General features: G+C 66.0%; 24 protein-coding genes and 1 pseudogene. 6 read left to right on the forward strand and 19 right to left on the reverse strand.

The window, feature by feature from the left end; all coding sequences use genetic code 11:
* Positions 1–70: 70 nt before the first annotated feature.
* A complete protein-coding gene (glyA, locus tag ACM0M4_RS25910; RefSeq protein ID WP_003094846.1) occupies positions 71–1,324 on the forward strand; it encodes a serine hydroxymethyltransferase in 1,254 nt (417 codons plus the stop codon).
* 77 nt (positions 1,325–1,401) lie between these two features.
* Here the strand turns inward: glyA and ACM0M4_RS25915 are convergent.
* The 5 genes and pseudogenes from ACM0M4_RS25915 to ACM0M4_RS25935 all read right to left on the reverse strand — a co-directional run bounded on the left by ACM0M4_RS25915 (position 1,402) and on the right by ACM0M4_RS25935 (position 6,018).
* Positions 1,402–1,769 (reverse strand): annotated as a pseudogene (locus tag ACM0M4_RS25915) (hypothetical protein).
* A 22-nt stretch (positions 1,770–1,791) separates the two neighbouring features.
* Complete coding sequence (gene yjiA, locus ACM0M4_RS25920) at positions 1,792–2,796, reverse strand: GTPase (RefSeq protein WP_003094852.1); 1,005 nt, start codon at positions 2,794–2,796, stop codon at positions 1,792–1,794.
* Positions 2,797–2,855: 59 nt separating this feature from the next.
* Entirely contained in the window at positions 2,856–3,059 is a 204-nt protein-coding gene (locus ACM0M4_RS25925) for a YbdD/YjiX family protein (RefSeq protein WP_003094856.1), read from the reverse strand.
* A gap of 48 nt (positions 3,060–3,107) precedes the next feature.
* A complete protein-coding gene (locus ACM0M4_RS25930; RefSeq protein ID WP_003094859.1) occupies positions 3,108–5,174 on the reverse strand; it encodes a carbon starvation CstA family protein in 2,067 nt (688 codons plus the stop codon).
* A 337-nt stretch (positions 5,175–5,511) separates the two neighbouring features.
* Entirely contained in the window at positions 5,512–6,018 is a 507-nt protein-coding gene (locus ACM0M4_RS25935) for a DUF3015 domain-containing protein (RefSeq protein ID WP_003094862.1), read from the reverse strand.
* Between the two features lie 202 nt (positions 6,019–6,220).
* On the opposite strand from ACM0M4_RS25935, the gene mapZ reads away from it, so the two are divergent.
* On the forward strand, positions 6,221–6,598 hold the full coding sequence (gene mapZ, locus ACM0M4_RS25940; RefSeq protein ID WP_003094864.1) for a cyclic di-GMP-binding protein MapZ: 378 nt from the start codon (positions 6,221–6,223) through the stop codon (positions 6,596–6,598).
* A gap of 6 nt (positions 6,599–6,604) precedes the next feature.
* Here mapZ and radA read toward each other — a convergent pair whose 3' ends face one another.
* On the reverse strand, positions 6,605–7,966 hold the full coding sequence (gene radA / locus ACM0M4_RS25945; protein ID WP_003094867.1) for a DNA repair protein RadA: 1,362 nt from the start codon (positions 7,964–7,966) through the stop codon (positions 6,605–6,607).
* A 109-nt stretch (positions 7,967–8,075) separates the two neighbouring features.
* Between radA and ACM0M4_RS25950 the strand changes: the two genes are divergently transcribed.
* Positions 8,076–8,510 (forward strand): CopD family protein, encoded by a 435-nt coding sequence (locus tag ACM0M4_RS25950; RefSeq protein WP_003104889.1) that lies wholly within the window; start codon positions 8,076–8,078, stop codon positions 8,508–8,510.
* A 61-nt stretch (positions 8,511–8,571) separates the two neighbouring features.
* Here the strand turns inward: ACM0M4_RS25950 and ACM0M4_RS25955 are convergent, their stop codons facing one another.
* The 4 genes from ACM0M4_RS25955 to ACM0M4_RS25970 form a co-directional block, all read right to left on the reverse strand.
* Entirely contained in the window at positions 8,572–8,826 is a 255-nt protein-coding gene (locus tag ACM0M4_RS25955) for a YdcH family protein (RefSeq protein ID WP_003104887.1), read from the reverse strand.
* Between the two features lie 74 nt (positions 8,827–8,900).
* Positions 8,901–9,452, reverse strand: coding sequence for an ankyrin repeat domain-containing protein (locus ACM0M4_RS25960; protein ID WP_003121338.1), 552 nt, complete (start codon positions 9,450–9,452; stop codon positions 8,901–8,903).
* A gap of 53 nt (positions 9,453–9,505) precedes the next feature.
* A complete protein-coding gene (gene katB, locus ACM0M4_RS25965) occupies positions 9,506–11,047 on the reverse strand; it encodes a catalase KatB (protein ID WP_003123412.1) in 1,542 nt (513 codons plus the stop codon).
* Complete coding sequence (locus ACM0M4_RS25970; RefSeq protein WP_169433242.1) at positions 11,044–11,532, reverse strand: hypothetical protein; 489 nt, start codon at positions 11,530–11,532, stop codon at positions 11,044–11,046. Before ACM0M4_RS25970 ends, katB begins: the two co-directional genes overlap by 4 nt.
* Before the next feature lie 42 nt (positions 11,533–11,574).
* Here ACM0M4_RS25970 and mscL point away from each other — a divergent pair, with 42 nt between their 5' ends.
* Complete coding sequence (gene mscL, locus ACM0M4_RS25975; protein WP_003104883.1) at positions 11,575–11,988, forward strand: large-conductance mechanosensitive channel protein MscL; 414 nt, start codon at positions 11,575–11,577, stop codon at positions 11,986–11,988.
* Between the two features lie 104 nt (positions 11,989–12,092).
* On the opposite strand, the gene ACM0M4_RS25980 is transcribed toward mscL, so the two are convergent.
* Together ACM0M4_RS25980 and ACM0M4_RS25985 are read right to left on the reverse strand one after the other, a co-directional pair.
* The gene (locus ACM0M4_RS25980) at positions 12,093–12,869 is read right to left on the reverse strand and encodes a ferredoxin--NADP reductase (protein ID WP_015648042.1); all 777 of its coding nucleotides are present in this window, start codon (positions 12,867–12,869) and stop codon (positions 12,093–12,095) included.
* A 106-nt stretch (positions 12,870–12,975) separates the two neighbouring features.
* Positions 12,976–13,974: a DctP family TRAP transporter solute-binding subunit gene (locus ACM0M4_RS25985; protein WP_003104879.1), complete on the reverse strand. Its 999-nt coding sequence runs from the start codon at positions 13,972–13,974 to the stop codon at positions 12,976–12,978.
* A 327-nt stretch (positions 13,975–14,301) separates the two neighbouring features.
* Between ACM0M4_RS25985 and ACM0M4_RS25990 the strand changes: the two genes are divergently transcribed.
* Positions 14,302–15,426, forward strand: coding sequence for a methyltransferase (locus ACM0M4_RS25990; RefSeq protein WP_003112793.1), 1,125 nt, complete (start codon positions 14,302–14,304; stop codon positions 15,424–15,426).
* On the opposite strand, the gene ACM0M4_RS25995 is transcribed toward ACM0M4_RS25990, so the two are convergent.
* Genes ACM0M4_RS25995 through ACM0M4_RS26015 form a run of 5 tightly spaced genes read right to left on the reverse strand, consistent with a single transcriptional unit; the run spans position 15,427 to position 21,590 of the window.
* Positions 15,427–16,002 carry a nucleotidyltransferase family protein gene (locus ACM0M4_RS25995; protein ID WP_019726908.1) on the reverse strand — a complete coding sequence of 192 codons (576 nt, stop codon included), beginning with the start codon at positions 16,000–16,002 and terminating at the stop codon, positions 15,427–15,429.
* Entirely contained in the window at positions 16,002–16,973 is a 972-nt protein-coding gene (locus ACM0M4_RS26000) for an XdhC family protein (RefSeq protein ID WP_003121342.1), read from the reverse strand. The genes ACM0M4_RS25995 and ACM0M4_RS26000 overlap by 1 nt, the downstream gene beginning before the upstream one ends.
* Positions 16,974–16,976: 3 nt before the next feature.
* Positions 16,977–18,224, reverse strand: a complete 1,248-nt coding sequence (locus tag ACM0M4_RS26005) for a cytochrome c (RefSeq protein ID WP_034055492.1) — start codon at positions 18,222–18,224, stop codon at positions 16,977–16,979.
* 2 nt (positions 18,225–18,226) lie between these two features.
* Entirely contained in the window at positions 18,227–18,766 is a 540-nt protein-coding gene (locus ACM0M4_RS26010; RefSeq protein WP_003094903.1) for a (2Fe-2S)-binding protein, read from the reverse strand.
* The gene (locus ACM0M4_RS26015; RefSeq protein ID WP_034012064.1) at positions 18,759–21,590 is read right to left on the reverse strand and encodes a xanthine dehydrogenase family protein molybdopterin-binding subunit; all 2,832 of its coding nucleotides are present in this window, start codon (positions 21,588–21,590) and stop codon (positions 18,759–18,761) included. The genes ACM0M4_RS26010 and ACM0M4_RS26015 overlap by 8 nt, the downstream gene beginning before the upstream one ends.
* A gap of 310 nt (positions 21,591–21,900) precedes the next feature.
* Here ACM0M4_RS26015 and ACM0M4_RS26020 point away from each other — a divergent pair, with 310 nt between their 5' ends.
* The gene (locus ACM0M4_RS26020) at positions 21,901–23,112 is read left to right on the forward strand and encodes an MFS transporter (RefSeq protein WP_003094912.1); all 1,212 of its coding nucleotides are present in this window, start codon (positions 21,901–21,903) and stop codon (positions 23,110–23,112) included.
* Positions 23,113–23,271: 159 nt separating this feature from the next.
* On the opposite strand, the gene ACM0M4_RS26025 is transcribed toward ACM0M4_RS26020, so the two are convergent.
* Entirely contained in the window at positions 23,272–23,661 is a 390-nt protein-coding gene (locus ACM0M4_RS26025; RefSeq protein ID WP_003106768.1) for a hypothetical protein, read from the reverse strand.
* Positions 23,662–23,963: 302 nt separating this feature from the next.
* Positions 23,964–25,670: a two-partner secretion system transporter CdrB gene (cdrB, locus tag ACM0M4_RS26030; protein ID WP_003094915.1), complete on the reverse strand. Its 1,707-nt coding sequence runs from the start codon at positions 25,668–25,670 to the stop codon at positions 23,964–23,966.
* Positions 25,671–25,694 lie beyond the last annotated feature (24 nt).

A 25,694-nucleotide genomic window follows, 5' to 3' on the forward strand; every position in this document is an offset into this window, starting at 1 on the left:
ATGTGCCAGCACCCGCCGCATGGGTTAGAATGCGCGCCTTTTCCCAGCACCGATCCTTATGAGGACCGCCATGTTCAGCCGTGATTTGACCCTCGCCCGCTACGATGCCGAACTCTTTGCCGCGATGGAGCAGGAAGCCCAGCGCCAGGAAGAGCACATCGAGCTGATCGCCTCCGAGAACTACACCAGCCCGGCGGTGATGGAAGCCCAGGGTTCGGTGCTGACCAACAAGTACGCCGAAGGTTATCCGCACAAGCGCTACTACGGCGGCTGCGAGTACGTCGATATCGTCGAGCAACTGGCCATCGACCGCGCCAAGCAACTGTTCGGCGCCGATTACGCCAACGTCCAGCCGCACGCCGGCTCCCAGGCCAACGCCGCGGTCTACCTGGCCCTGCTGTCGGCCGGCGACACCATCCTCGGCATGAGCCTGGCCCATGGCGGCCACCTGACCCACGGCGCCAGCGTCTCCTCCTCCGGCAAGCTGTACAACGCCGTGCAGTACGGCATCGACGCCAATGGCCTGATCGACTACGACGAAGTCGAGCGCCTGGCCGTGGAGCACAAGCCGAAGATGATCGTCGCCGGCTTCTCCGCCTATTCCCAGGTCCTCGATTTCGCCCGCTTCCGCGCCATCGCCGACAAGGTCGGCGCCTACCTGTTCGTCGACATGGCCCACGTCGCCGGCCTGGTCGCCGCTGGCGTCTACCCGAACCCGGTGCCGTTCGCCGACGTGGTCACCACCACCACCCACAAGACCCTGCGCGGTCCGCGCGGTGGCCTGATCCTGGCGCGCGCCAACGAGGAGATCGAGAAGAAGCTCAACTCCGCGGTATTCCCCGGCGCCCAGGGCGGTCCGCTGGAGCACGTGATCGCGGCCAAGGCGGTGTGCTTCAAGGAAGCCCTGCAGCCGGAGTTCAAGACCTACCAGCAGCAGGTCCTGAAGAACGCCCAGAGCATGGCCCAGGTCTTCCTGGACCGCGGTTTCGACGTGGTTTCCGGCGGCACCCAGAACCACCTGTTCCTGCTCTCCCTGATCAAGCAGGACATCACCGGCAAAGACGCCGACGCCGCCCTCGGCCGCGCGTTCATCACCGTGAACAAGAACTCGGTCCCGAACGACCCGCGCTCGCCGTTCGTCACCTCCGGCCTGCGCATCGGTACCCCGGCCGTGACCACCCGCGGCTTCAAGGAAGCCGAGTGCCGCGAGCTGGCCGGCTGGATCTGCGACATCCTCGAGAACATGGGCGACGAGTCCGTGGTCGACGGCGTACGCGAGAAGGTCAAGGCGATCTGCGCCAAGTTCCCGGTCTACGGCAACTAGGCGACAAGGCAAGACGAAAGAGCCCGGCAAATGCCGGGCTTTTTCATTTCCTCCGAGGGAGGAGGCGCCGGGTAGCGTTATCGCCGGTCCTCGACATGGATCACCGCCAAGGCCTCGGCATCCTCGCCCCGCCGGGAGCGGCCGTGCATGCCGACGAGCAGCTCGCCGGCGTCCTCCTCCAGTTCCTCGCGAGGGACGAAGGTAAGGATGTCCGGGTGATGCCCGGTCACCACCCAGCCGCGGCCGTTGTCCAGGGTGATCACACCGAAGTCGCCCGCCGGCGTGCCGACCTGTACCGCTCCCCACTCGGCCAGCAATGCCCGCGCCTGGGCCGCGAGGTCCGGCTCCGGCTGCGTGAGGATCACGCAAGTGCCCTGGGCGAACAGCACCCAGGATTTGTCCGCGCCACGGAGGCGCCGATCAATGCGTTCCTGTCCATTTCCACGCTCCTTTGGCGTCGATGCGCCTCAGCGGCCTTCGACGATGCGTTCGAAGCCCTCGCGGATACTGTCCTCCGGCAGGTTGTCGCCGATGAACACGATCACGCTCTCGCGCGCCTCGTCGTCCCGCCACTCGCTATCCCAGTCGAAGCCGTAGAGTCGCAGCACGCCCTGGAACACCAGGCGACGCGGCTCGTCGGCGATGTTCAGCACGCCCTTGTAGCGCAGCAGGGAATTGCCATGCCACTGCAACAGGTCGTCCATGAACTCGCTCAGCCTTTCGAGATCGAGCGGCGTGTCGCTGCGCAGTACCAGGGTGCCGATGCGATCGCGGCTGTCCTTGGCTGCCACCGCTCGCAGCGGGCGCAGGCCGATGCCAGGACCGAGGTCGGCGTTGAGGTTGAAGCCACGTACGTCGAGCAGGTGCGCCAGGTCGATGCGGCCGTGCTCGACCACATGCACCAGCGCCCTCCGGTTGATCCGTTGCAGGCGCTGGCCCAGGGCCTCGAAGGTGGCGGCGTCGACCAGGTCGGTCTTGCTCACCAGGATGCGGTCGGCGAAGCCGACCTGGGCCTGGGCGATGGTTTCCTGCAGGTGACGCTCGGCGTTGGCGGCGTCCACCAGGGTGATGATGCCGTCCAGCACGTAGCGCTGGCAGAGTTCCTCGTCGGCGAAGAAGGTCTGCGCCACCGGCGCCGGATCGGCCAGGCCGGTGCACTCGATCACCAGGCGGTCGAAGTCGATTTCGCCGTTGTCGCGGCGCTCCAGCAGGAGGAACAGGGCCTTTTCCAGGTCGGTGTTGATCGAGCAGCAGACGCAGCCATTGGACAGCGTCATCACCTGCACCGGCTCGACGCCGAGCAACTGGCCGTCGATCGGCGTCTCGCTGTACTCGTTCTCGATCACCGCGATCTTCATGCCGTGCTCGGCCTGCAGCAGGTACTTGAGCAGGGTGGTCTTGCCGGCGCCGAGGAAGCCGGTGAGCACGGTGACGGGGATCGGGGCGTGGTTGTCGTTGGCTACTTCGGACATGCGCAACTTCCAGAAAAGACGCGGGCCACGTCAGACGTGGCCCGCGGAAGGATGGGGATTCAGCAGCAGCGGATCGGCCGACCCTTGCCGCCACCGTAGCGCGCCTCCTGGCGCTCGCGGAAGAACTCCTCGTAGGTCATCACCGGCTTGTCCGGGTGCTTGTTGCGCATGTGTTCGACATAGGTGTCGTAGTCGGGCATGCCGACCAGCATCCGGGCGGCCTGGCCCAGGTATTTGCCCATGCGGCTGAGGTCGTTGAACATGGCGAGTTCCTCGTTAAGGCTCCCCGGCGAACCGGGGAGCGCGGCCGGTCAGGCGTCGGGGATGGGCTCGAACGGGGTTTCCTTGTCGGTCCGCTCGCTCTTGCCCCAGGCCGCGATGCCGACCTTGATGGCGTAGAACAGTACGCTGAAGACCACCAGCAGGAACAGCACGGTCAGACCGGCGTTGATGTAGGCGTTCAGCACCACGTGCTGCATCTGGCCGATATCCTTGGCCGGCGCCAGCACCTGGCCGGCATCCAGCGCGGTGGCGTACTTCTCGCCAAGAGCGACGAAGCCGACCGCCGGGTTGCTGTCGAAGATCTTGATCAGGCCCGCGGTGGTGGTGCAGATCAGCAACCAGGCCGCTGGCAGGATGGTGACCCAGACATACTGCTGGCGCTTCATCTTGATCAGGACCACAGTGGCGAGCATCAGCGCGATGCCGGCGAGCATCTGGTTGGAAATGCCGAACAGCGGCCACAGGGTATTGATCCCGCCCAGCGGGTCGACCACGCCCTGGTACAGCAGCCAGCCCCACAGCGCCACGCAGCCGCCGGTGCCGATGATGTTGGCGGTCCACGACTCGGTCTTCTTCAGCGCCGGCACGAAGTTGCCCAGCAGGTCCTGCAGCATGAAGCGCCCGGCACGGGTGCCGGCGTCCACCGCGGTGAGGATGAACAAGGCCTCGAAGAGGATCGCGAAGTGGTACCAGAAGGCCATGGTGTTCTCGCCCGGCAGCACCTGGTGGAGGATGTGCGCGATCCCCACCGCCAGGGTCGGCGCGCCGCCGGCACGGGCCAGGATGGTGGTCTCGCCGATGTCCTGAGCGGTCTGGGTGAGTTGCTCCGGCGTGATGGCGAAGCCCCAGCTGCTGACGGTCGCGGCCACCGCGTTGACGTCGGCGCCGACCACCGCCGGCGGGCTGTTCATGGCGAAGTAGATGCCCGGCTCGATCACCGAGGCGGCGACCATCGCCATGATCGCCACGAAGGACTCCATCAGCATGCCGCCGTAGCCGATGTAGCGGGCGTCGGGCTCGCGGTTGAGCAGCTTCGGCGTGGTCCCCGAGGAGATCAGCGCGTGGAAGCCGGACACCGCGCCGCAGGCGATGGTGATGAACAGGAACGGGAACAGGCTGCCTTTCCAGACCGGGCCGGTGCCGTCGGTGAACTGGGTCAGGGCCGGCATCTTCAGTTCCGGCATGACGATCAGGATGCCGATCGCCAGGCCGATGATGGTGCCGATCTTGAGGAAGGTCGACAGGTAGTCGCGCGGCGCCAGCAGCAGCCACACCGGCAGTACCGAGGCGACGGCGCCGTAGCCGATCAGCATCCAGGTGATCTGGATTCCACTGAAGGTGAAATGCGGCGCCCATTCCGGACTGGCCGCGACCTGCCCGCCGAGCCAGATCGAACCGAGCAGGAGGAACACCCCGATGATCGAGATCTCGCCGATCCGGCCGGGGCGGATGAAGCGCATGTAGACGCCCATGAACAGCGCGATGGGAATGGTCGCGAGGACGGTGAACATGCCCCAGGGGCTGTCGGCCAGAGCCTTCACCACGATCAGCGCGAGCACCGCGAGGATGATGATCATGATCAGGAAGGCGCCGAACAGCGCGATGGTCCCGGCCACCTGGCCCATTTCCTCGCGCACCAGCTCGCCCAGCGAGCGGCCGTTGCGACGGCTGGAGATGAACAGGACCATGAAGTCCTGCACCGCGCCGGCGAGGACTACGCCGGCGATCAGCCAGAGGGTGCCGGGCAGGTAGCCCATCTGCGCGGCAAGGACCGGACCGACCAGCGGACCGGCGCCGGCGATGGCGGCGAAGTGGTGGCCGAAGAGGATGTGCTTGTTGGTCGGGACGTAGTCCAGGCCATCGTTGTTGAGTACCGCGGGAGTGGCGCGGTTGGGGTCCAGTTGCATCACCTTGCTGGCGATGAACAGGCTGTAGTAACGGTAGGCGACCAGGTAGATGGCCACCGCCGCCACCACGATCCACAAGGCGTTGATCGCTTCGCCACGACGCAGGGCGACGACGCCCAGGGCCGCGGCGCCCACGATCGCCACCACCAGCCAGGCGAGGTGACGTAGCAGGCTATTGTTATTGTTCATAGTGTTTGGCTTCCGACAGATGGAGGGCGCAGTTCTGCAGCGAAAATTCTAGCCGCGAACCGACCAGGGGTCATACGACCTTAGTCTAGAGCGGTTACCGCGCGATGGCGGTAGGCGCAATGTCGCAGGAATCCGCCGGAAAAGTCCATGGCCGACAAGGGCCGGCCAGGCGAAAACGCTTCGGCGCGACCTTGCCCTCTCCGTAGGAAGCGCCCTGGGAAAACGCCGCATGCCCAAGCCGTTCGTCTGCCGTGGCAACGAAGGCGGCAACCTCCGGCGGGCAGGCCGCGCACACGAAAAAGCCCGCCGTAGCGGGCTCTTTCCTGGGCCTGAAGTCTCAGGCCGGTTGCTTGGCGTAGCGCGCCAGGGTGCCGTCGCGACTCATCACCGCCAGGGTGTTGCTCAGGACCTGTTCGCCCGTCGCATCCTTGCTCGCGAAGATCTCGCCGAAATGCTGCTGGGTGACCTGGGCGAAGTGCGCCCGGTCCTTGGCTTCCACGCCGAGCAGCACGGCATAGGCGTCGAGCGCTTCGCCCTGGCCCTTGGCCATGTCCTCGGCGATGTTGTCGAGCATCCCGTTCATGGCGAAGATCGAGCGGCCGCCGTAGCCCAGGCGTGCATTGGTGTTGCAACCGTTGGTCCCGGAGGTCATGCCGAAGGTGGCGTTGCCCGAGGTACCGTTGGTGGTGGTGGCCAGCAGGTGCGGGAACAGGCCGCGCTGGCCCTCGAACACCATGTTGCCCCAACCACAGCCATTACCGCCTGCCGCGTCGGCGTGTGCCGTCATGCTGCCCAGGCTCAGCAGCCCCAGAACCAACCCCTTGCTCAAAAGTCGCTTGTCCATGTCTGCGCTCCGCAGTTGTATTTTGGAGAAAAACGCTTTAGCAGCTTTGGCGAGACTTGACGAACTGTCAAACTCGGACACATGCCGCCGATCCAGCCGCACAGGCGGGGACGGACGGCACCGCCGATCGAATTCCGCCACTTCCCCGCCGGCATGGCTTGGCTATAGTGGTATCCAGCAGCGCGCACCGAGGGATCGCGACATGAGTGACCAGCACGACGAACGTCGACGTTTCCACCGGATCGCCTTCGACGCCGACAGCGAGATCCTCCAGGGCGAACGGCGCTGGGAGGTCTTGCTCCACGACGTCTCCCTGCACGGCATCCTGGTCGGCCAGCCGCAGGACTGGAACGGCGACCCGCAACGGCCCTTCGAGGCCCGCCTGTACCTGGGCCTGGATGTACTGATCCGCATGGAGATCAGCCTGGCCTGGGCTCGCGACGGCCTGCTCGGCTTCGAATGCCAGCACATCGACCTCGACTCCATCAGCCACCTGCGCCGCCTGGTGGAACTGAACCTGGGCGACGAGGAACTCCTCGAGCGCGAGCTGGCCCTGCTGGTCAGCGCCCACGACGACTGAGGCGGGTCACTCGAAGAGGGCGTCCAGGGCCTGCTCGAGGCGCGTCACGGCGATCACCTGCAATCCCGCCGGCGCCTCCTTCGGCGCGTTGCCGAGGGGTACGATGGCACGCTTGAAACCATGCTTGCCGGCTTCCTTCAGGCGCTCCTGGCCGCTCGGCACCGGACGCACCTCGCCGGACAGCCCGACCTCGCCGAACACCAGCAGGTCGTGCGGCAGCGGGCGGTTGCGCAGGCTGGACATCACCGCCGCCATCAACGCCAGGTCGGAGGCGGTTTCCAGCACCTTGACCCCACCCACCACGTTGAGGAACACGTCCTGGTCGTAGGTCGGGATACCGCCGTGCCGGTGCAGCACCGCCAGCAGCATCGCCAGGCGGTTCTGGTCGAGGCCCAGGGTCACCCGCCGCGGATTCGCCAGGTGACTGGTGTCGACCAGCGCCTGGACCTCCACCAGCATCGGCCGCGAGCCTTCCCAGGTGGCCATCACCACGCTGCCGGGCACCGCTTCCTGGGCCCGCGTGAGGAAGATCGCCGAAGGGTTGCTCACTTCCTTCAGGCCTTTGTCGGTCATGCCGAACACTCCCAGTTCGTTGACCGCGCCGAAGCGGTTCTTCACCGCCCGCAGCAGGCGCAGGCGGCCGTCTGATTCGCCCTCGAAATACAGTACGGTGTCGACCATGTGTTCGAGCACCCGCGGGCCGGCCAGGGCGCCTTCCTTGGTCACGTGGCCGACCAGGAAGATCGCCGTGCCGCTCTGCTTGGCATAGCGCACCAGCATCGCGGCGCTCTCGCGGACCTGGGCGACGCCACCCGGCGCCGATTGCAACTGCTCGGTGAAGATGGTCTGGATCGAGTCGATCACCATCACCCGCGGCTGCTCCTGGCGCGCGGTGGCGATGATGGTTTCGATGCTGGTCTCGGTCATCACCTTGAGCTTGTCTTCCGGCAACGACAGGCGCCGCGCGCGCATCGCCACCTGCTGCTGGGATTCCTCGCCGGTGACGTACAGCGCCGGGACGCGGCTGGCCAGGTTGCAAAGGGTCTGCAGGAGAATGGTCGACTTGCCGATGCCGGGATCGCCGCCGATCAGCACCACCGAACCGTCCACCAGGCCGCCGCCGAGAACCCGGTCCAGTTCGGTGGAGCCGGTCGTGAAGCGCGGCATTTCCTCGACGCTGACCTCCGCCAGGGTCTTCAGGTTGGCCTGCTGGCCGGCCCAGCCGCCGCGGCCGGAGCCGCTCGGCGCGGCCTCGACGACGGTCTCCACCAGGGTGTTCCAGGCCCCGCAGTCCGCGCACTGGCCGGCCCATTTCGGGAAGGTCGCGCCACACTCGGTGCAGCCGTACATGCGCTTGGCCTTGGCCATGGGAACTCCTCTCGCGGGCAAAGCGCAGATGATAGCCGCTGGCTTGATTCCGATCAGCCTCGATCGACCGCGCTTCGCGCGACACTGATGGCCGGACAAGGAGACTTCCATGCGCACACTGCTGTTCCTGCACCTGCTGGGTGCCGCGATCTGGGTCGGCGGCCACCTGGTCCTGGCCCTCGGCATCCTCCCCGGCGCCCTGCGCCGCCGCGATCCCCAGGCGATCCGCGCCTTCGAGCAGGTCTACGAGCGGATCGGCATCCCCGCCCTGCTGCTGCAGGTGGTCAGCGGCCTGTGGCTGGCCAGCCTGTGGCTGCCGTTCGACCACTGGTTCGGCGCCACGTCGGTGGCCCGTGCCCTGCAGCTCAAGCTGCTGCTCCTGGCGGCGACCGCCGCCCTGGGCGTGCATGCGCGCCTGCGCCTGATCCCGAACCTGGACGCCGAGAGCCTGCCGAAGCTGGGCTGGCACATCGCCGCGATCACCCTGGTGGGCCTGGGTTTCGTCGCGGTCGGACAGAGTTTCCGTTTCGGCGGCGCCTTCTGAGCATGCCCACATGAAAAAGGGCGCCGGAGGCGCCCTTTTTCATGCCGTTGTCGTGAATGAATCAATGGCCTTTTCCGTTGGCCTTCCTCAGCCTCTCGGCGATTTCGTCCTTGAGTTGCACCCGTTGCTGCTTCAACCCCTGCAGCGCCAGGTCGTCGAGGGGTTCGCGACCGCCCTCGACCTCATAGATGCGCTTGTCGAGGCTCTCATAGTCCGCCGCCAGGCGAGTGAAGTGGGCGTCGTTGCCATGAAGTTGCTTCAGTTCGGCATGAAAATCCGGAAACTCCCGGGAAAGCGGATGTTGCTCGAGCGGCATGACGGACCTCCTCTGACGTTGTATACGACACCTCCAGACTAGCCCAGCAGGCCTCCTCCGAACATTGCCCCCGATCACCTCGCCGCCGCAGTGCCGTTCAGTTCGCCGCGTCGCAGGCTTTCCACGCTGTTGCCCAGCGCATCGCGGGCGCCAAGGTCGGCACCGCGCGCCGACAGCGCCTGGAGCAGCTCCTCGCGCTCGAACAGCGCCGCGTACATGGCCGCGGTCTGCCCTGCGCCGTTGCGCTGGTCGGGGCTGCATTGCGCGCCGATCAGGCGCCGGGCGATGCGGACCTCGCCCTTGAAGATGGCGCCCATCAGGGCGGTGTTGCCGCGCGCATCCTGGACGCAGGGGTCGGCACCGGCCTCCAGCAATTGTTCCACCGCTCCGCCATGGCCGTGGTAGGCGGCCAGGATCAGCCCGGTATAGCCCTTGGCATCCTGCACATCGAGGTCGAAGCCGGCCTCGACGAACTCCTTCAGCATGGCCTGGTCACCGCGTCGGGCGGCATCGAAGAAGTAGTCGCGCAACCGCGCTTCGACCTCGACCCCATGCACCTCGCCAGCTTGCGCGGCCAGCGCCGCGAGCAGCAAGCCTGCCAGAATCCAACCTCGCATCGTCGTCATCTCCCACCAAACCGATAGAGGAAGGGCGGCCTGGATGGCCGCCCCGGTTGCGATCAATCCTGGAGCTTCGCCGCCAGTTGCCGGACGCGCTGCAGATCGGCCCCGGCCACCTTGGCCAGGCCCGTGCCGTAGTCGCTGTCAGCCTTGTAGAAGTAGGAAAGCATGATGTACTTGCTCTCGTCGTCGGTGATCGCCAACGCCCCGCCGAGACTGGCGATCAGGTCGGCCTGGTCCTTCTTGCCGTAGGAGCGGAACAGCTCGCCGGTCTGCTTGAAGTTCTGCTCGCGCTGGATCTTCGCCTGCTGGGTGGTGCCGCTCAGCGGGGTCCGCACGTAGCGGGCGCTGGCCTGCTCCTCGCGCGGATCGAGCCGGCTCGGCTGGTAGTTCACCCCGCTGGTACTGTGTCCGGCGTTCAGCGCGCCGTCCTGGTTGACGGTATTGACCTCGCTGCGCGGGCGGTTGACCGGCAGGCCCAGGCCGTTGGCGCCGACCCGGTACATCTGGGTATCGGCGTAGGCGAACAGCCGTCCCTGGAGCAGGCGATCCTCGGAGGGCTCGATGCCCGGCACCAGGTTCGACGGCGCCATGGCGACCTGTTCGGTTTCCTGGAAGAAGTTGTCGACGTTGCGGTTCAGCACCATCTGGCCGATCTTGCGCTCGGGAATGCCCGGCCAGATCTTGGTCGCGTCCAGCGGGTCGAAGTCGAATTTCGCCAGGTCCTCGGGCTTGAGCACCTGGATGTACAGGTCCCATTTCGGGAAGTCGCCCTTCCGGATCGCGCTCACCAGGTCATTGGTCATGTGGCTGTAGTCGCGCCCCTGGACTTCCGCCACCTGTTTCGGATCGAGGTTCTTCTGGCCCTGCAGGCTCTTCCAGTGGAACTTCACGTAGTGCACTTCGCCCCTGGCGTTGACCAGCTTGTAGGCATGCACGCTGTTACCGTCCATTTCCCGGTAGCTGGCCGGGGTGCCCTCGTTGGAATACAGCAGGGTCAGGGTGCGGGTCGCCTCCGGCACGTGGGAGAAGAAATCGAAGCGTCGCGAGTCGTCGTCGAGGTTGCTGCGCGGGTCCGGCTTGAAGGCATGGACCATGTCCGGGAACTTGATCGCATCGCGGATGAAGAAGGTCGGGAAGTTGTTGCCCACCAGGTCCCAATTGCCGTCTGCGGTATAGAACTTGGTGGCGAAACCGCGCGGATCGCGCAGGGTTTCCGGGGAGTGGTGGCCGTGCACCACCGCGGAGAAGCGCACGAATACCGGGGTCTTCTCGCCCTTGCGGAAGACCTTGGCCATGCTCAGGTCGCTGATATCGGCACTGGCGACGAACTCGCCATGGGCGCCGGTGCCGCGGGCATGCACCACGCGTTCGGGAATACGCTCGCGGTCGAAACGTTGCAGCTTCTGCAGCAGTTGCACGTCCTGCAGCAGCACCGAACCGTTGGGCCCGGCGGTCTGCGAGTTCTGGTTGTCGCCCACTGGCGCACCGTTGTCACGGGTCAGGGTCGCGGCCTGCACGGACAGCGACAGGAGGCTGGCGGTCAGGCTTGCCGCCACCAGCAGGCGGCCGGGACGGAAGGCGTTCAGGGAAGGGTTCATGGAAGAGCTCCTAATGGCTTGTCAGGCGTCTTGTTGCGCCCGACCAAGGTAAGGAGCGCCGCCGGCGACGCTAAATTGAAAAACCTCACCGCGCCGATTAGGAATATCAATGCGCCCATGAATCGCAAAAAGAAATAAAAAAGACCGCCAGCCGAAGAAAGCCCGCGCTGGTGCACCAGGCACTCCCAGTTCGCTCGCCGGTAAACGAGTTCACCTTCGTTATTTGCCTGCGAAGTTAGGTCGGAGAACCTCGCCACTCCAACTTCAACTTCCGGCATCTGCATGGCGCAGTTCCAAGTTGCCGAAGTTGCTTTGTCTTCTTTCTTGGCGAATTCCTGAAAATCGACATGAGTGTAATGTTTTTCCTCTAAACTTCGTTTCTCCCCACAAGACCCGACGCAAACGTATGCCTTGCGAATTTTCGCGTTGCCGGGGGGAACCAAAACACCAATCTTCCAGCCTGAGCAACTTGCCGAAGGCTGCATTAGACTGCCTTTACCTATTAGCGAAATACAGGGAGTGAACCCATGGGTCTTCTGAGTGAATTCAAAGCCTTTGCCGTCAAGGGCAATGTCGTGGATATGGCTGTCGGTATCATCATCGGCGCGGCCTTCGGCAAGATCGTCTCGTCCTTCGTGGGCGATGTGATCATGCCGCCGATCGGACTGCTGATCGGCGGAGTCGACTTCTCCGACCTGGCGATAACGTTGAAGGCCGCCGAAGGCGACGTGCCGGCGGTGGTGCTGGCCTATGGCAAGTTCATTCAGACCGTACTCGACTTCGTCATCGTGGCCTTCGCCATCTTCATGGGGGTCAAGGCGATCAACCGCCTCAAGCGCGAAGAAGCCGTCGCGCCGTCCGAACCGCCAGTGCCGAGTGCCGAGGAAACCCTGCTGACCGAGATCCGCGATCTGCTGAAAGCCCAGCAGAACAAGTCGTGATCGCGTCGGCGGAACAATGAAAAAGGGCCCGAACGGGCCCTTTTTCATTGCCGGACAACACGCCGGGCGGCGGCGCTATCCGCCGCTACTGCGCGGGCAAGCACCTACCAGTAGTTCTCCACCGCCACCTGCCCCGGGCGCCGCGTCAGACTGAGGTTCATGCCGCGAGCCTTCAGCACGGCGCGGGTGTCCTCGATCATCTGCGGGTTGCCGCAGAGCATCACCCGCGAATGCTCCGGGGTCAGTTCCAGGTCGGCGGCACGCTCCAGATCGCCGTTCTCGATCAGCGTGGTGATACGTCCGTTCAGGCAACCGGGTACCTGCTCGCGGGTCACCACCGGAATGAACTGCAGCTTGTGGGCATGCTCGGCCAGGTATTCGCGCTCGGCGAGGCCGGCGATCAGCTCGCAGTAGGCCAGCTCCTTGCTCTCACGCACGCTGTAGACCAGCTTGATGCTTTCGAAGCGCTCCCAGACCTCGAAGTCCTGCAGGATCGAGACGAACGGCGCCACACCGGTACCGGTGGCCAGCAGCCAAAGGTCACGACCATCCACGAAGCGGTCGAGGGTGAGGAAGCCGAAGGCCTGGCGATCGACCAGCAACTGGTCGCCCTCGCGCAGGCGGCTGAGTTCGCTGGTGAACTCGCCGTCCGGGACGACGATGGAAAAGAAGTCGAGGAATTCGTCATGAGGCGCCGAAACCATCGAGTAGGCGCGCCAGACGATACTGCCGCTGGGCTTGTACACGCCGAGCCGGGCGAATTGCCCGGCGCGGAACCGGAATCCCGCGTCGCGGCTGGTACGCAGGGTGAACAGGTTGGGAGTCAGAGGCTGCACGTCGAGCAGCGTCTGGCGGGTGAATTTCTCTTCGCTGGCGGTCATGGTCCGCTCCGGATACCGATACTCCCCTAGTGTCCCGCAAAGCACCCGGCAGAAACACCCGCAAGGCTTGTGGCTATCCCCGCTAACGGGAATAGCCAGCGGCCGATCAGCGCTTGCGGTTGACCACCTGGGCCGCGCGCAACACGTCACTACCGATCTGCGCCTCGTAGTTCTTCCACAGCGGCTTCATGGCGTTGCGCCAGGCCTCGTGCTCTTCCGCGCTGAGGCTGACCAGGCGGCTCTTGCCGGCTGCCAGCAGGTGCTCGCGCTCCTTCTGGTTGAGCGCTTCGGCTTCCTTGTTCACCACCAGGGTGACCTCGTCGACGATGCTCTCCAGTTCGGTGCGGGTCTGGTAGGGAATGCCGGTCCAGAACGCCGAACTGGTGATCAGCATGTAGCTGAGCGCGCCGTGATTGGTCTCGGTGATGTACGGCTGCACGCTGTCGATCTTCTGTCCGGCGAGGTTCGACCAGGTGTTCTCGGTGCCCTGCACGCTGCCGGCCTGCATGGCCTTGAGGGTCTCGGCGTAGGACAACTGCTTGGCGGTGGCGCCGAGCATGGCGAACTGCGCTTCCAGCACCGACGACGGCTGGATACGGAAGACCAGGCCCTTGGCATCGTCCGGCCGGTGCAGCTCGCGAGTGGCGGAAAGCTGCTTCATGCCGTTGTTCCAGTAGGCCAGGCCATAGATACCGTGCTTGGCCATGGAGCGCAGCAGTTCGCGGCTCTTGTCGCGCTTCTGGAAACGCTTCAGGGCCTCCAGGTCATCGAACAGGAACGGCAGGTCGAACACCTGGAGTTGCTTGGTATAGGGCTCGAACTTGGACAGCGAGGTGGCCAGCATCTGCACCTTGTTGGCGCGCAGGGCCTCGATCTCGTCGGCGTCGCCGAACAGCGTCGAGTTGGGGTAGACCTCGACCTTGACCTTGCCCGGCAGACGCTCCTCGGCAAGCTTCTTGAACAACAGCGCCCCCTTGCCCTTGGGCGTGTCGTCGGAGACCACATGGGAGAACTTGATCACGATCGGGCCGGCGTCCTCGGCATGGGCGACGGCGGAAACGGCGAACAGTGCGGCGAACGCCACACCGACAAACGGCTTGAACATCGATGTACCTGTGCGATGGCAACGACGAGCCCCGCGACGGCTCGCACGGGTCTCGTTCGGGAAACGGGTTGGGTGACGGTCACCGCTCGAAGTGGCGAAGGCGCCCGTCCAGGCGCTACCGGGTCATGACAGGCGCTATCGAAGCCCTAGCCCGGTTATTATTGGCGTGCCCGGCTGGATGACTCGTCGGTAAGGAAACGACTAACCAGAGCCGGGTAAAGAATTTTTCGGCATATCCGTGTGCCGCACAAGCTGGAGAACTCCAACCAGCTCTCAGTTTCGACAGATTGTTAATTGACGAGCGGGATTCGCCCCGCCGGGAACCCGATGCCTCTATTCGCCACCCCCTTCGCCCAGCTCGACCTGGTCCGCCAGCCCGAGCAGGACGGCGAGCCCCTCCAGGCGTTCGACGCCGCCGACGAATACCTGCTCAACCAGTTGCACGAACGGGGCGTGACGGCGCAATGCCGGGTGCTGGTCCTCAACGACGCCTTCGGCGCCCTCGCCGCGAGCCTGGCGCCGCACGTCCAGGTCACCAGCAGCGGCGATTCGCACCTGGGCTTCCTCGCCCTGCGCAAGAACCTCGCGCGCAACGGCCTCGACCTGGGCTCGGTGCGCTTCGTCCCGGCCAGCGAAACCGCCGTGGGGCCCTTCGATCACGTACTGGTCAAGGTGCCGAAGACCCTCGCGTTGCTGGAGGAGCAACTGATCCGCCTGCACGGCCAACTGGCACCGGGCGCGCAGGTCGTCGCCGCGGGGATGGTCAAGCACTTGCCGCGCGCCGCCGGCGACCTGCTGGAACGCTACATCGGCCCGATGCACGCTTCGCTGGCGGTGAAGAAGGCCCGCCTGCTGATCGCCGAGGCAGCGGAGCGCCCGCAGCCGCGCTCGCCCTATCCGACCCGCTATCGCCTGGAGCAGCCGCCGCTGACGCTGCTCAACCACGCCAACGTATTCTGCCGGGAGGGTCTCGACATCGGCACCCGCGCCTTCCTCCCGCACCTGCCACGCAGCCTCGGCGCGCTACGCGCCGCCGACCTGGGCTGCGGCAACGGGGTGCTCGGCATCGCCTACGCGCTGCTCAACCCGCAGGCCGAGCTGGCCCTGGTGGATGAGTCGTACATGGCCGTGCAGTCGGCGCGGGAAAACTGGCGAGCGGCGCTGGGCGAGCGGCCGGCGACGTTCCGCGCCGACGATGGCCTGGCCGGCCAGGCGGCGGGCTCGCTGGACCTGGTCCTGTGCAACCCGCCGTTCCACCAGCAGCAGGTGGTCGGCGACTTCCTCGCCTGGCGCATGTTTCTCCAGGCTCGCGATGCCCTGGCGGCGGGCGGCGAACTGTGGATCGTCGGCAACCGCCACCTGGGCTACCACGCCAAGCTCAAGCGGCTGTTCCGCGGGGTCGAGCAGGTCGCGGCGAATCCGAAGTTCGTGATCCTGAAAGCGGGAAAATAGTCAGCCGAGCGCCGCCGGGGTGTCCACGTCGCGGAGTACGCCCGGATCGTCGCACGGCACCTCGCACCAGGCCGGACGATGGGCCTGCAGCACACGGCGCGCGCCCTGGTCGCCGTCCAGTTGCGCAAGCGCGTCCCAGAAAGCGCGGCCGAACAGCACCGGATGGCCGCGCTGACCGTCGTACAGGGGAAACACGATGGCTTCGGGAGTGGCCATCGCGGCCAGACGCTCGAGGGTATCGGCGGCGATCCAGGGCATGTCGCCGAGCAGGACGGCGATGGCCCGGGCCGGGCTGTTCCTCGCCGCCGCGACGCCGGCGGCCAGGCTGTGGCCCATGCCCAACGATGCATCGAGGCTGTGGACAAGCCGCTGCTGCGCCGGCAGGCCCAGGCTCGCCGGGGTGTCTCCGGCACGCACCACCACCCGCACCTCGGCGAACGCCTCGCGCGCCCGCGCCACGCTGGCCGCCAGCAGGGTCGTGCCATCAGCCAGGCGCGCCAGGCGCTTGTCGCTGCCGAAGCGGCGCCCCTGCCCGGCCGCCAGGACCAGGCACAGCACCTCGTCGGCGGCGACCATCAGAGCCGCTCGCGGGGAATGCCGTTGCGGATGCGGAGAATGTCCGCCAGCACCGCCAGGGCGATTTCCGCCGGCGTCTTGCTACCCAGGTTGAGGCCGATCGGCGCGTGGATCCGCGCCAGTTCGGCATCGCCCAGGCCGCCGATGCGCCGCAGGCGCTCGAAGCGTTTCTCCGAGGTCGCCCGCGATCCCATCACGCCGATATAGAAGGCTTCGGTACGCACCGCCTCGAGCATCGCCAGGTCGTCGATCTTCGGATCGTGGGTCAACGCCACCACCGCCGTATCGGCGTGGCAACCGCCGTCGGCGATGAACAGCGAGGGCAGCTCGCGACGGATCTCGATGCCCTCCAGCAGCACGCCGCGCAAGGCTTCTTCGCGCGGGTCGCAGAGGATCACCTCGAAGCCCAGGCCCTTGCCGAACTCGGCGCAGGCATGGGCGACGCTGGAATAGCCGGCCAGCAGCAGGCGCTGGGCAGCGCCGACGCGCAAGCGCACGCACTCGCCGTCGCGTTCAGCCCGAGGGCCGTGGCTGGAATCGTCGCGCAGGCTGCGCGCGCCGCTGCCCAGCTCGACCTCGCGCAGCAGGCGGCGCTGACCAAGCAACGCCGACTCCAGCTCGCGCAGATGGGCCTGGACATCGCAGTCCGGCGCCAGGTTTTCCACCAGTACGTCGAGGATGCCGCCGCAGGGCAGGCGGATGTTCGAGTTCGGGTCGTCGCCCTCGCCGTAGCGCACGATCACCGCGGGATCGGGGAAACCGCCGGCGGCGACCCGCTCGAGGAAATCATCCTCGACGCAGCCGCCGGACAGCGAGCCGATCCATTCACCGCTGGCGTTCACCGCCAGCAGCGATCCCGGCGCGCGGGGCGCCGAGCCGTAGGTCGTGAGCACGGTACAGAACCACACCCGTTCGCCGCCCACGGACCACTTCAGCGCCTTGCGGACCACCTGTAGATCGAGGTGTTGCACGATTCACTTCACCTTGACGGTATGCGCCGAAGCGCTCTCCATCTTCAATTGCGCGACCTGTTGGGGACCGAGGTCACCGGGCAATCCGCCCCAGGTCTGACGCAGGTAGTTGAGCAGGTCCGTGAGTTGCTCGTCGTCGAGTTTCCCGGCGAAACCGGGCATCGGTTGCATGCGTTCGAAGCCGGTGAACTGCTGTTCGACGATGCCGTCTTCGATCACTCGCAACAGATTACGCGGGTCTTGCAGGCGCAGGGTAGTGTTGCCGTTCATCGCCACCGCGATATGCGGCTTGCCCTCGCCTTCGCCGCCGTGGCAGCCGGCGCAGACGTTGAGGTACTGCTGGCGACCGCGCTTGCCGCTGTCGTTCAGCTGCGCCTCGGGCAGCGCCTGGACCACCTTGGCCGGCGGCGGCTGGTCGCCGAGCAGGTAGGTGGCCATGGCTGCCAGGTCGCTGTCGTCGAGGTGCTGGGTGCTGTGGTGCACCACCGGGAACATCTCGTTGAACATGCTGCCCTGGGCGCTCATGCCGTGCTTGAGGAAGCTCGCCAGGTCCGGCTGGGTCCAACCGCGCGCGGCAAGGTCGCCGGGCAGCAGGCTGGGCGCCAGGTAGCCGTTGAGCAGGCCGCCGCTCAGGCGCTTGTCCTGCTCCAGGGCGCCGGCCAGGTTGCGCGGGGTATGGCACTCGCCGCAGTGGCCGAGCACCTCGACCATGTACTGCCCGCGCTTCCAGGCCTCGCTGCGCCCTTCCTCCGGCTGCAAGCGCACGCTCTTGCCGTAGAGCAGGTTCCAGCCGGCCAGGCCCATGCGCACGTTGAACGGGAGGCTCAGGCTGGTCTGCGGCGCCGGCCGGGCGATCGGCTCCTGGGCCATCAGGTAGGCGTAGATGGCGTCGGCATCCTCGCGCTCGATCAGGTGATAGGAGGTGTAGGGCATCGCCGGATAGAGGTAGGCGCCGTCCTTGCGCTTGCCCTCGGTAAGAGCGGCGAAGAACTCGTCGGCGCTGTAGGCGCCGATGCCGTGTTCCTTGTCCGGGGTGATGTTGGTGCCGTAGATGGTGCCGAACGGCGACTGGATCGGCAGCCCGCCGGCGAACGGCGCGCCGCCCTCGGCGGTATGGCAGGCCATGCAGTCGGCGGCGCGGGCGAGGTATTCGCCGCGCTTGACCAGCGCCGCGTCGGCGCCGGCGGCGGAGGCCAGGAACGGCGACAGCGCGGCCAGCGCCAGGGCGAGGCCGGAAAGGGTCCGCTTCATCCTCAAGCCTCCTTGACCAGGCCGAGTTCGTCGAGCACGTCGCGGGTGGCGCTGTAGTAGCGCACGTAGCCGGTGCAACGGCAGATGTGATGGCCGAGGCTGTCCTCGATCGCCTGCTCCAGCTCGCTGCGCTTGATCGGCTGGCGCTGGGCTTTTTCCACCAGCACGGTGGCGGCGTTGACGAAGCCCGGCGCGCAATAGCTGCACTGGAAGGCGAACTGGTCGACGAACTTCTGCTGGATCGGGTTCAGCTCGCGGATGTCGCCATTCTCGTCGCGCTGGGCATGGCCCTCGATGGTGCGAACCTTCTTGCCGTCGAAGTAGTGCGCGCCGGTGATGCAGGTGCGCACTTCCTCGCTGGTGCCGTCCGGATTGTCGACGATCACCACGCAGGCATGGCAGATGCCCTGGCCACAGCCCAGGCGCGAGCCGGTGAGGTTCTGGTATTCGTGCAGGTAGTCGATCATCGGCAGGTCTTCGGCGACCTCCACCGGACCGACGGCTTGACCGTTGAGGGTCATCTGGAGCTTGCGGTTAGCCATGGAGGGCCTCCTTGATGCGGGCGGGAGTGATGGGCAGGTCGCGGACGCGCTTGCCGGTGGCGTGCGCCACGGCGTTGGCGATGGCGCCGACCACCGGGATCATCACCACCTCGGCGATGCCCTTGGCCGGATCGGTCGGCGACAGCGGCGGGAGGATCTCCGCCGTCTGGTTCCAAACCGCCACGTCCTTCGCCCGCGGCAACCGGTAGCGGTTGAAGTTCCAGTCCCCTTCCGCAGGGCCGCCCTCGTAGAGCGGCATTTCCTCCAGCAGCGCATGGCCGATACCCATGGCGATGCCGCCCTCCAGCTGGCCCTTGACCAGCTCCGGCACCAGCACCCGGCCGCACTCGATCCAGGAATGGTGGTCGAGCACCTGCACCTCGCCGCTGCCCTTGTTCACCTTCAGCTCGACCAGGGTCGCCACCGGACTGTAGTAGGTGACCATCGCGTTGTTCAGCTGGGTCGCCGGATAAGCCGGATTCTGCCGGTCGAGCAGGTGGAAGCCGGCGCTGTTCATCATCGCCTTCTTCACTCCCGGCGCGCCGTCGCCGTACTTCACCGCCATGGCGTCGAGCGGCAGGCGCTCGCGCACGCCATCGATGACGAAGTCCGCCTCGGCCCAGCTCCAGCGGTTGAAGCCGTGGACGCTGACGCCGGTGACCAGGCCCATCTCGTGGGCCTTCTTCGCCAGCTCGGTGAAGGGAATCGGCGCCAGGCCGTTGCCGGTCAACTGGCCGTCGACCCATACCGCGTTTTCGCGGCGCACCACATAGGGATTGGCCTGGCCGCCGAACGGACCGCTGCGCCACAGCTCCAGGGCCGCCGGCCACAGGCCGTGGTTGAACAGCACGCGCGCGGCTTCGCGGGTGGCGTGGCTGAAATAGAACGCCGAGTTGGTCGCCGACGACGGCGAGGCCAGCTTGCCGACCCAGCGCGGATCGCGTAGCGCGGCGTCCTGCTCGGCCTGGCTCATCAGGTAGGGATTGCCCTTGGTGGTGAGCCGCAGCTCGGGCCATTCGGTCTCGGCGGTCTTCACCTCGTCCGCCGGACGGCCGAGGAAGTCGCCGACCACGAAGGCCTGCGAGGTGGACATCCCGGTACCGATCTCGGTGCCGATGTGGCGCAGGCTGATGCGCCCGTCGGCGCTGAACTCGATGCTCGCCATCGGCGCCTCGGCACCGGTGCCGAAGTCCTTCTGGCAAATGGCGAAGCCGACCCCATACCAGTTGTCCGGGTCCTCCGCGTCGAAGCGCTTCTTGCGTGCGTCGCGGTCCTTCCAGACCTCGTGGGCAGCGGCCTTGTCGAGGATCTCGTGCAGGCGCAGGGCACCGGCCGGGACCGCGCCCTGGGTGTTCTTCATGCCCGAGCGCAGGGCGTTGCGACGACGCAGGTCGATGGCGTCGACGCCCAGCCGGCCAGCGATCTCGTCGACCATCATCTCGGTCGCGGCCATGGTCTGCAGGGTACCGTAGCCGCGCATCGAGCCGGCCTCCACGCCGCGCGAATGATAGGCGGTGACCGCCAGGTCGTTCTGCGGCATGTAGTAGATCGACTGCGCGGCGGTGGCGCCCACCGCCGCCACCGAGGCGCTGTAGTTGGCGCGCCCGCCGCCGTCGGCGCTCATGTCGGCGCGGAAGATGCGGAAGCCGAGGTCGTTCCTGTCTACCGCCAGTTGGTAGCGGATGTCGAACGGGTGGCGCTTGATGCCGCTCTGGAACTGCTCGTAGCGGTCGTTGGCCAGGCGCACCGGCACACCCTCGCCATACAGCGCGGCGAGCGCGGCATAGAAGACGAAGATGTTGTTGTCCTTGGAGCCGTAGCCGACGGTATAGCCCGGATGGATGTTGAGCTTCTCCAGGGCGAAGCGCGACGGCTTGATCATGTGCACGCTTTCGTAGGCGACTTCGAACGGGCACTGGGTGGCGACCACGAAGTGCAAGGTCTTGCTCGCCGCGTCGTACCAGCCGTTGCCGTTGTCCGGCTCCAATGCCGCCGGCTCGATCGATGGAGTCTTGTAGCGCTCGTCGAAGACCAGCCAGTCCTGCGGCGGGTTTTCCAGTTGCTCGGCCATGCGCTTGGCATGGAACAGCCCCTGCTCGGTGAGGTCGCCGTGCAGCTTCGGCTCGCTGGTCCATACCGGTTTGCGGTTGAGGATGGTGGGGAACAGCATCGAGTCCTTCAGGCTGGAGAACTCGTCGTCCTCGTAGGGCGTCTTGCCGCCGACCCGGACGAAGCGATAGCTGCCGTAGGGATCGCCCTGGTACAGCGGGGCCTGGGCGCCATAGCGGATCGCCTTGTCGTTGAACTTGAGCTTGAGCTTGGCCCGGCGGAAGCGCTCGAAGTCGTTCCAGATCAGGATCGCCACCGGATGGCCGATGAACATCGGCACCTTGCCCGGCGGCAGGAGCGGATCGGGCGAATGCGCCTCGGGGAAGACGATGCCGTCCTTCTCCAGGTCGGCGGCGGTGACGATACGGTCCGGCTGCAACTCGGCGCCCAGCCAGGAAAGGTCGTGGCCTTCGTAGATGCGGTCGGCGCGAACGGTCTTCAGCAACATGGCGTGGCCTTGCTGCTGCGGCCAGCCGGGCATGTCCCTGGCGCGGATATCGCGGGCGAACACCTTGTTGCCGCAGACCTTGGACAAGGCGTCGTTACGGAAACGGACCTGGCCGTTGCCCGCCATCCAGCGCTGGGCGGAAACGGTCACCTGGTTCTCGAACAAGGCAGCGAACGCCTGGCTGCCGAGCGGCGCCAGGGTGACACCCACGCCGGCGATCAACCCGCCCTGGAGAAAGGCGCGCCGGGATATATCACGGTTGGACATGCAAGTTCCTCTGGGTGGTACGGTTCCCACCCATGTCGTTATTCAGGCTTGAACAGCTCGTCCGGACGGACGAGGTGGAGCACGCAGGCGGAAAAACCTGACTCAGGAGTTAATTTTAGCGACAAGTCGCACCCGAGGAAAAGTCCCGTCTACCGCTGGAAGGACCCATGGACACTCGACTTTGGTCGCCTGCCAGGCCGGCTCCAACCTTTTCGTGCGCTTCTCTGAATCTTCGATTTCGGCAATGGCAACAGCCAAGAGGTAACCACATGTTACTCTCCGCCCTCCTCTCGAAACGCCCGACCCCAGCATGTCCAGCCAACCCAGCTCCCTGCTCCGCCATCGTCCCTTCCTCGCCTTCTGGCTGGCCCGCGTCTGCACCGCCAGCGGCTTCCAGATGCTCACCGTGGCCATCGGCTGGCACATCTACGAACTGACCGGCAATGTCCTCGACCTGGGCCTGGTAGGCCTGGTCGAATTCCTCCCGCGGGTACTGTTCATGCTCCACACCGGGCATGTTGCCGACCGCTACGACCGACGCAGGATCGCCGCCCTCTGCCAGGCCGGCCAGGCCCTGGTGGCGGTGGCACTGGTGCTCGGCGCGGCTTCGGGAGAGATCACCCGCAACATGATCTTCGTCCTCGCCTTCGCCCTCGGTACCGCCCGCGCCTTCGAAATGCCGACCACCCAGGCGCTGCTGCCGAACCTGGTACCGGCCGGGCTGTTCCCGCGCGCGGTGGCCGCTTCGGCTTCGGCGATGCAGGCGGCGACCATTGCCGCCCCGGCCCTCGGCGGCCTGCTCTATGCGTTCGGTGCCTCCTGGGTCTACGTGCCGACCGCGACTCTCTACGTCCTCGCGTGCGTCCTGACGCTCAGCCTGCCGGTACGCAACCAGCCGCTCACCCAGGGCAAGGCCACCCTCGACTCGCTGCTCGCCGGCATCCGTTTCATCCGCAGCCGACCGGACATCTTCGGGGCAATCTCCCTCGACCTGTTCGCCGTGCTCCTCGGCGGCGCCACCGCCCTGCTCCCGGTGTTCGCCAAGGACATCCTGCTCACCGGGCCCTGGGGCCTCGGCCTGCTGCGCTCGGCTCCAGCGGTGGGCGCCCTGGCGATGTCGTTCTGGCTGGCGCACTTCAGCATCGAACGCAACGTCGGGCGGATCATGTTCCTCTCCGTGGGCATCTTCGGCCTGGCAACCATCGCCTTCGGCCTGTCGAAATCGTTCTGGCTGTCCCTCGGCGTGCTGGTGGTACTCGGCGCCGCGGACATGGTCAGCATGGTCATCCGCGGCGCCTTCGTGCAGCTCGAAACCCCCGACGAGATGCGCGGCCGGGTCAGCGCGGTGAACGGCCTGTTCATCGGCGCCTCGAACCAGCTCGGCGAGTTCGAGTCCGGGCTCACCGCACACTGGTTCGGCACGGTACCGGCAGTGGTCCTCGGCGGGATCGGCACCCTGGTGGTCACCGGAGCGTGGATGAAGCTGTTCCCTAGCCTGGCGCAACGCGACCGCCTGCACTGAGGCCAATGCCGTCGCGCGTCGCTGCCCCGACAGCGGCGTATCGGCGATAACGCCTGGGGCGTTATCCGTCCTCCCCATGGAACACCGCACCTTCTCGGCAATAAGAAAGCCCGGCATCGAGCCGGGCTTTTCTCGCACCTTGCGGCGTGATCCGCGGTGTCAGGCGGGGCGCCGCATCTCCCGATGCAGGCGGTCGACGGTGCGCTCGCTACCGTTGTCGGCCAGGCGCAGATCGACGCGCCCCATGTCCTTGTGCAGACGGTCGACGGTCTGTTCGCTGCCGTTCTCGGCCAGGCGCGCCTCGCGGCTGGTCATGTCGCGGTGCAAGCGATCGATGGTCTGCTCGCTGCCGCTTTCGGCGACCCGGCGTTCTTCCTGGACGCGCGGCGCCTGGGTCTTGCGCAGGCGCTCGAGGGTACGGTCGGAACCGTCGGAGGCGATCAGTTGTTGGGCACCGCGCAGGGCGATGGATTCGACCCGCGGTGCGGCGAAGGCGGCATTGGCGGTCAGGGTAGCAAGGGCGATGGCGAGGATCAGCGGGCGTTTCATGGCAGTGGCTCCAGGTATTCGTTACGTGGGGCCATTCTCTGTTCGGGAAACTCGATTGGAAAACGAAGCGCGCCAATAGTATTCATCGACGTTTGAAATAGTGCGAATAACCGCTCTAGCACAGCAGTTACAGCAAGAATACGCCTCTCCGACCGACCTCGACACGGATTGACGGCATCGATATGAAGAATCGAAGAAATCGAAAGTTTGAAAAAAACACTCGGAATTGAGCACGGACCTCCCTCTCCGCAGAACCGGAGAGGGGCTCCGTCAGCAGCCTCCGGAACGGAGGCCGGCAGGGTTCAGAAGCGCGCCACCACGTTGAACAGGACCCGCGTCTCGCGCTTCCCATCGCGCTGGTCGGCTGGCTCGCCGATGACCTGGCGGGCAATCTCCGGGTTGAACGACAACTGGTCGGTGAGGTTGAAGCGCACCCCGGCACCGATCGAGCCGAGCTTCTGCTGCTCGTCATCGTCCACGTCGAGGTTGTAGGTCTTGCCCCAGTCGTAGAAAGCGTAGGCCTGGTAGCTGCGCAGCCAGCTATAGCCCACCGCCTGGCCATAGCGCGGTTCGAGCTTCAGGGCGAAGCCACGGTCACCGGTGATGTTGCCCGGGGCGAAGCCGCGACCGATCCCGCTGCCGCCAACGCCGAAGCGCTCGCTCGGCAGCAACGGGTCGAAGCTGTACTGCCATTGCAACTCGCCATACACCGACCAGGGTCCGCCGAGCCCTTGCAGACGCCCGATGTTGCCGTTGAGATAGACGAAACGTCCGTCGGCCACTTCGCGGGAACGACGTTCATCGTCCTTCTTGGTCGCGCCCCACATGTCCAGGCCGATGTTGTTGCGCACCTCCGCCAGGTTGATGCCCATCCAGCGGTCGACCCAGTCATAGGTCAGGCGTTGCTGGAACACCCGCACATGGTCACGACCGGGGTTCGAGGCGTCGCTGGCGAAGTCGCGCAGGCGGGTCTCGGTATCCTTCCACTGCAACGCCAGGCCGCCGCTCAGGTTCTGCGAGCGCGAGCGGATGAAGGGATGGTTGTAGGAAATGCTGCCTTCGGTGCTCTTGCTGACGCTGTCGAAGGGGAATACCGAGTCCGGGATGTCCGGGTTGACCTTCGAATAGGAACCCATGATCTGCAGGGTATCGCCGGCGAACATGCCGCCCAGCGGCAACGTGCCGCGCAACTGGATGTAGCGGGTGGCATCGCTGAACGGCGAGATCGCACCGAGCACGTCGATCTGCTCGTAGAAGCCCAGGCGGGAGAACTCGGTGGCGCCGAAGGCCAGGGTGGTCGGGTCGGTGTAGTGCGAACCGCGGTTGTCGAGGCTGACGAAGCCTTCGTATCGCTGCTGCTGCAAGGCCACGTCGAGGTTCGACGAGCCCAGCGCCTGACCCGGGCTGAGCACGCTTTGCACGTTGACCCCCGGCAGGTCGCCGACCAGCAGCAGGCCGCGCTCCAGGGTATCGGCATCCAGCGGACGTTTTTCGGTCAGCGGTGCGAGCAGTTCCTCCACCCGCACCCGCGGCCCATCGACGGTTCCCTTGATCTGCACGTGTTCGAGGTAACCCTCGATCACCTGCAGGCGTACCTTGCCGCCCTCGATGCTCTGCTCCGGCACCACTACCTGGGTCAACAGGTAGCCGTCCTGGCGGTACTTGGCGGTGAGGCGGTTGGCCAGGTCGACCAGTTCGGCCAGGGACACCTGCTTGCCGAGCATATGCTGGTAATAGGACTCGAGCACCGCCTTGTCATAGCGGGTGTTGCCTTCGATGCGTATCTCGCGCAGTTCGAAGCGGATCTGTTCGCTGCCTTGCGGCGCGACCTGCTTGGGCACCACCAGCGGCGCCTCGGGCTTGGCTTGCGGCTCGCTGCGGGGCTTGAAGCGTTCATCGAGCTGGGATGGCTGTACAGTCCCTGGCAACTCCACGGCGGCGGCGGAAGCAGCCAGCATCCCGCAGCCACAGAGCGTCACCCAGCGAAGCGTCCATTGCGAAGGTTTCATCATTCACCTCGGGCAGATGACGCA

The sequence above is a fragment of the Pseudomonas sp. 18-147 genome, assembly GCF_051048045.1.
Lineage (GTDB): Bacteria > Pseudomonadota > Gammaproteobacteria > Pseudomonadales > Pseudomonadaceae > Pseudomonas > Pseudomonas aeruginosa.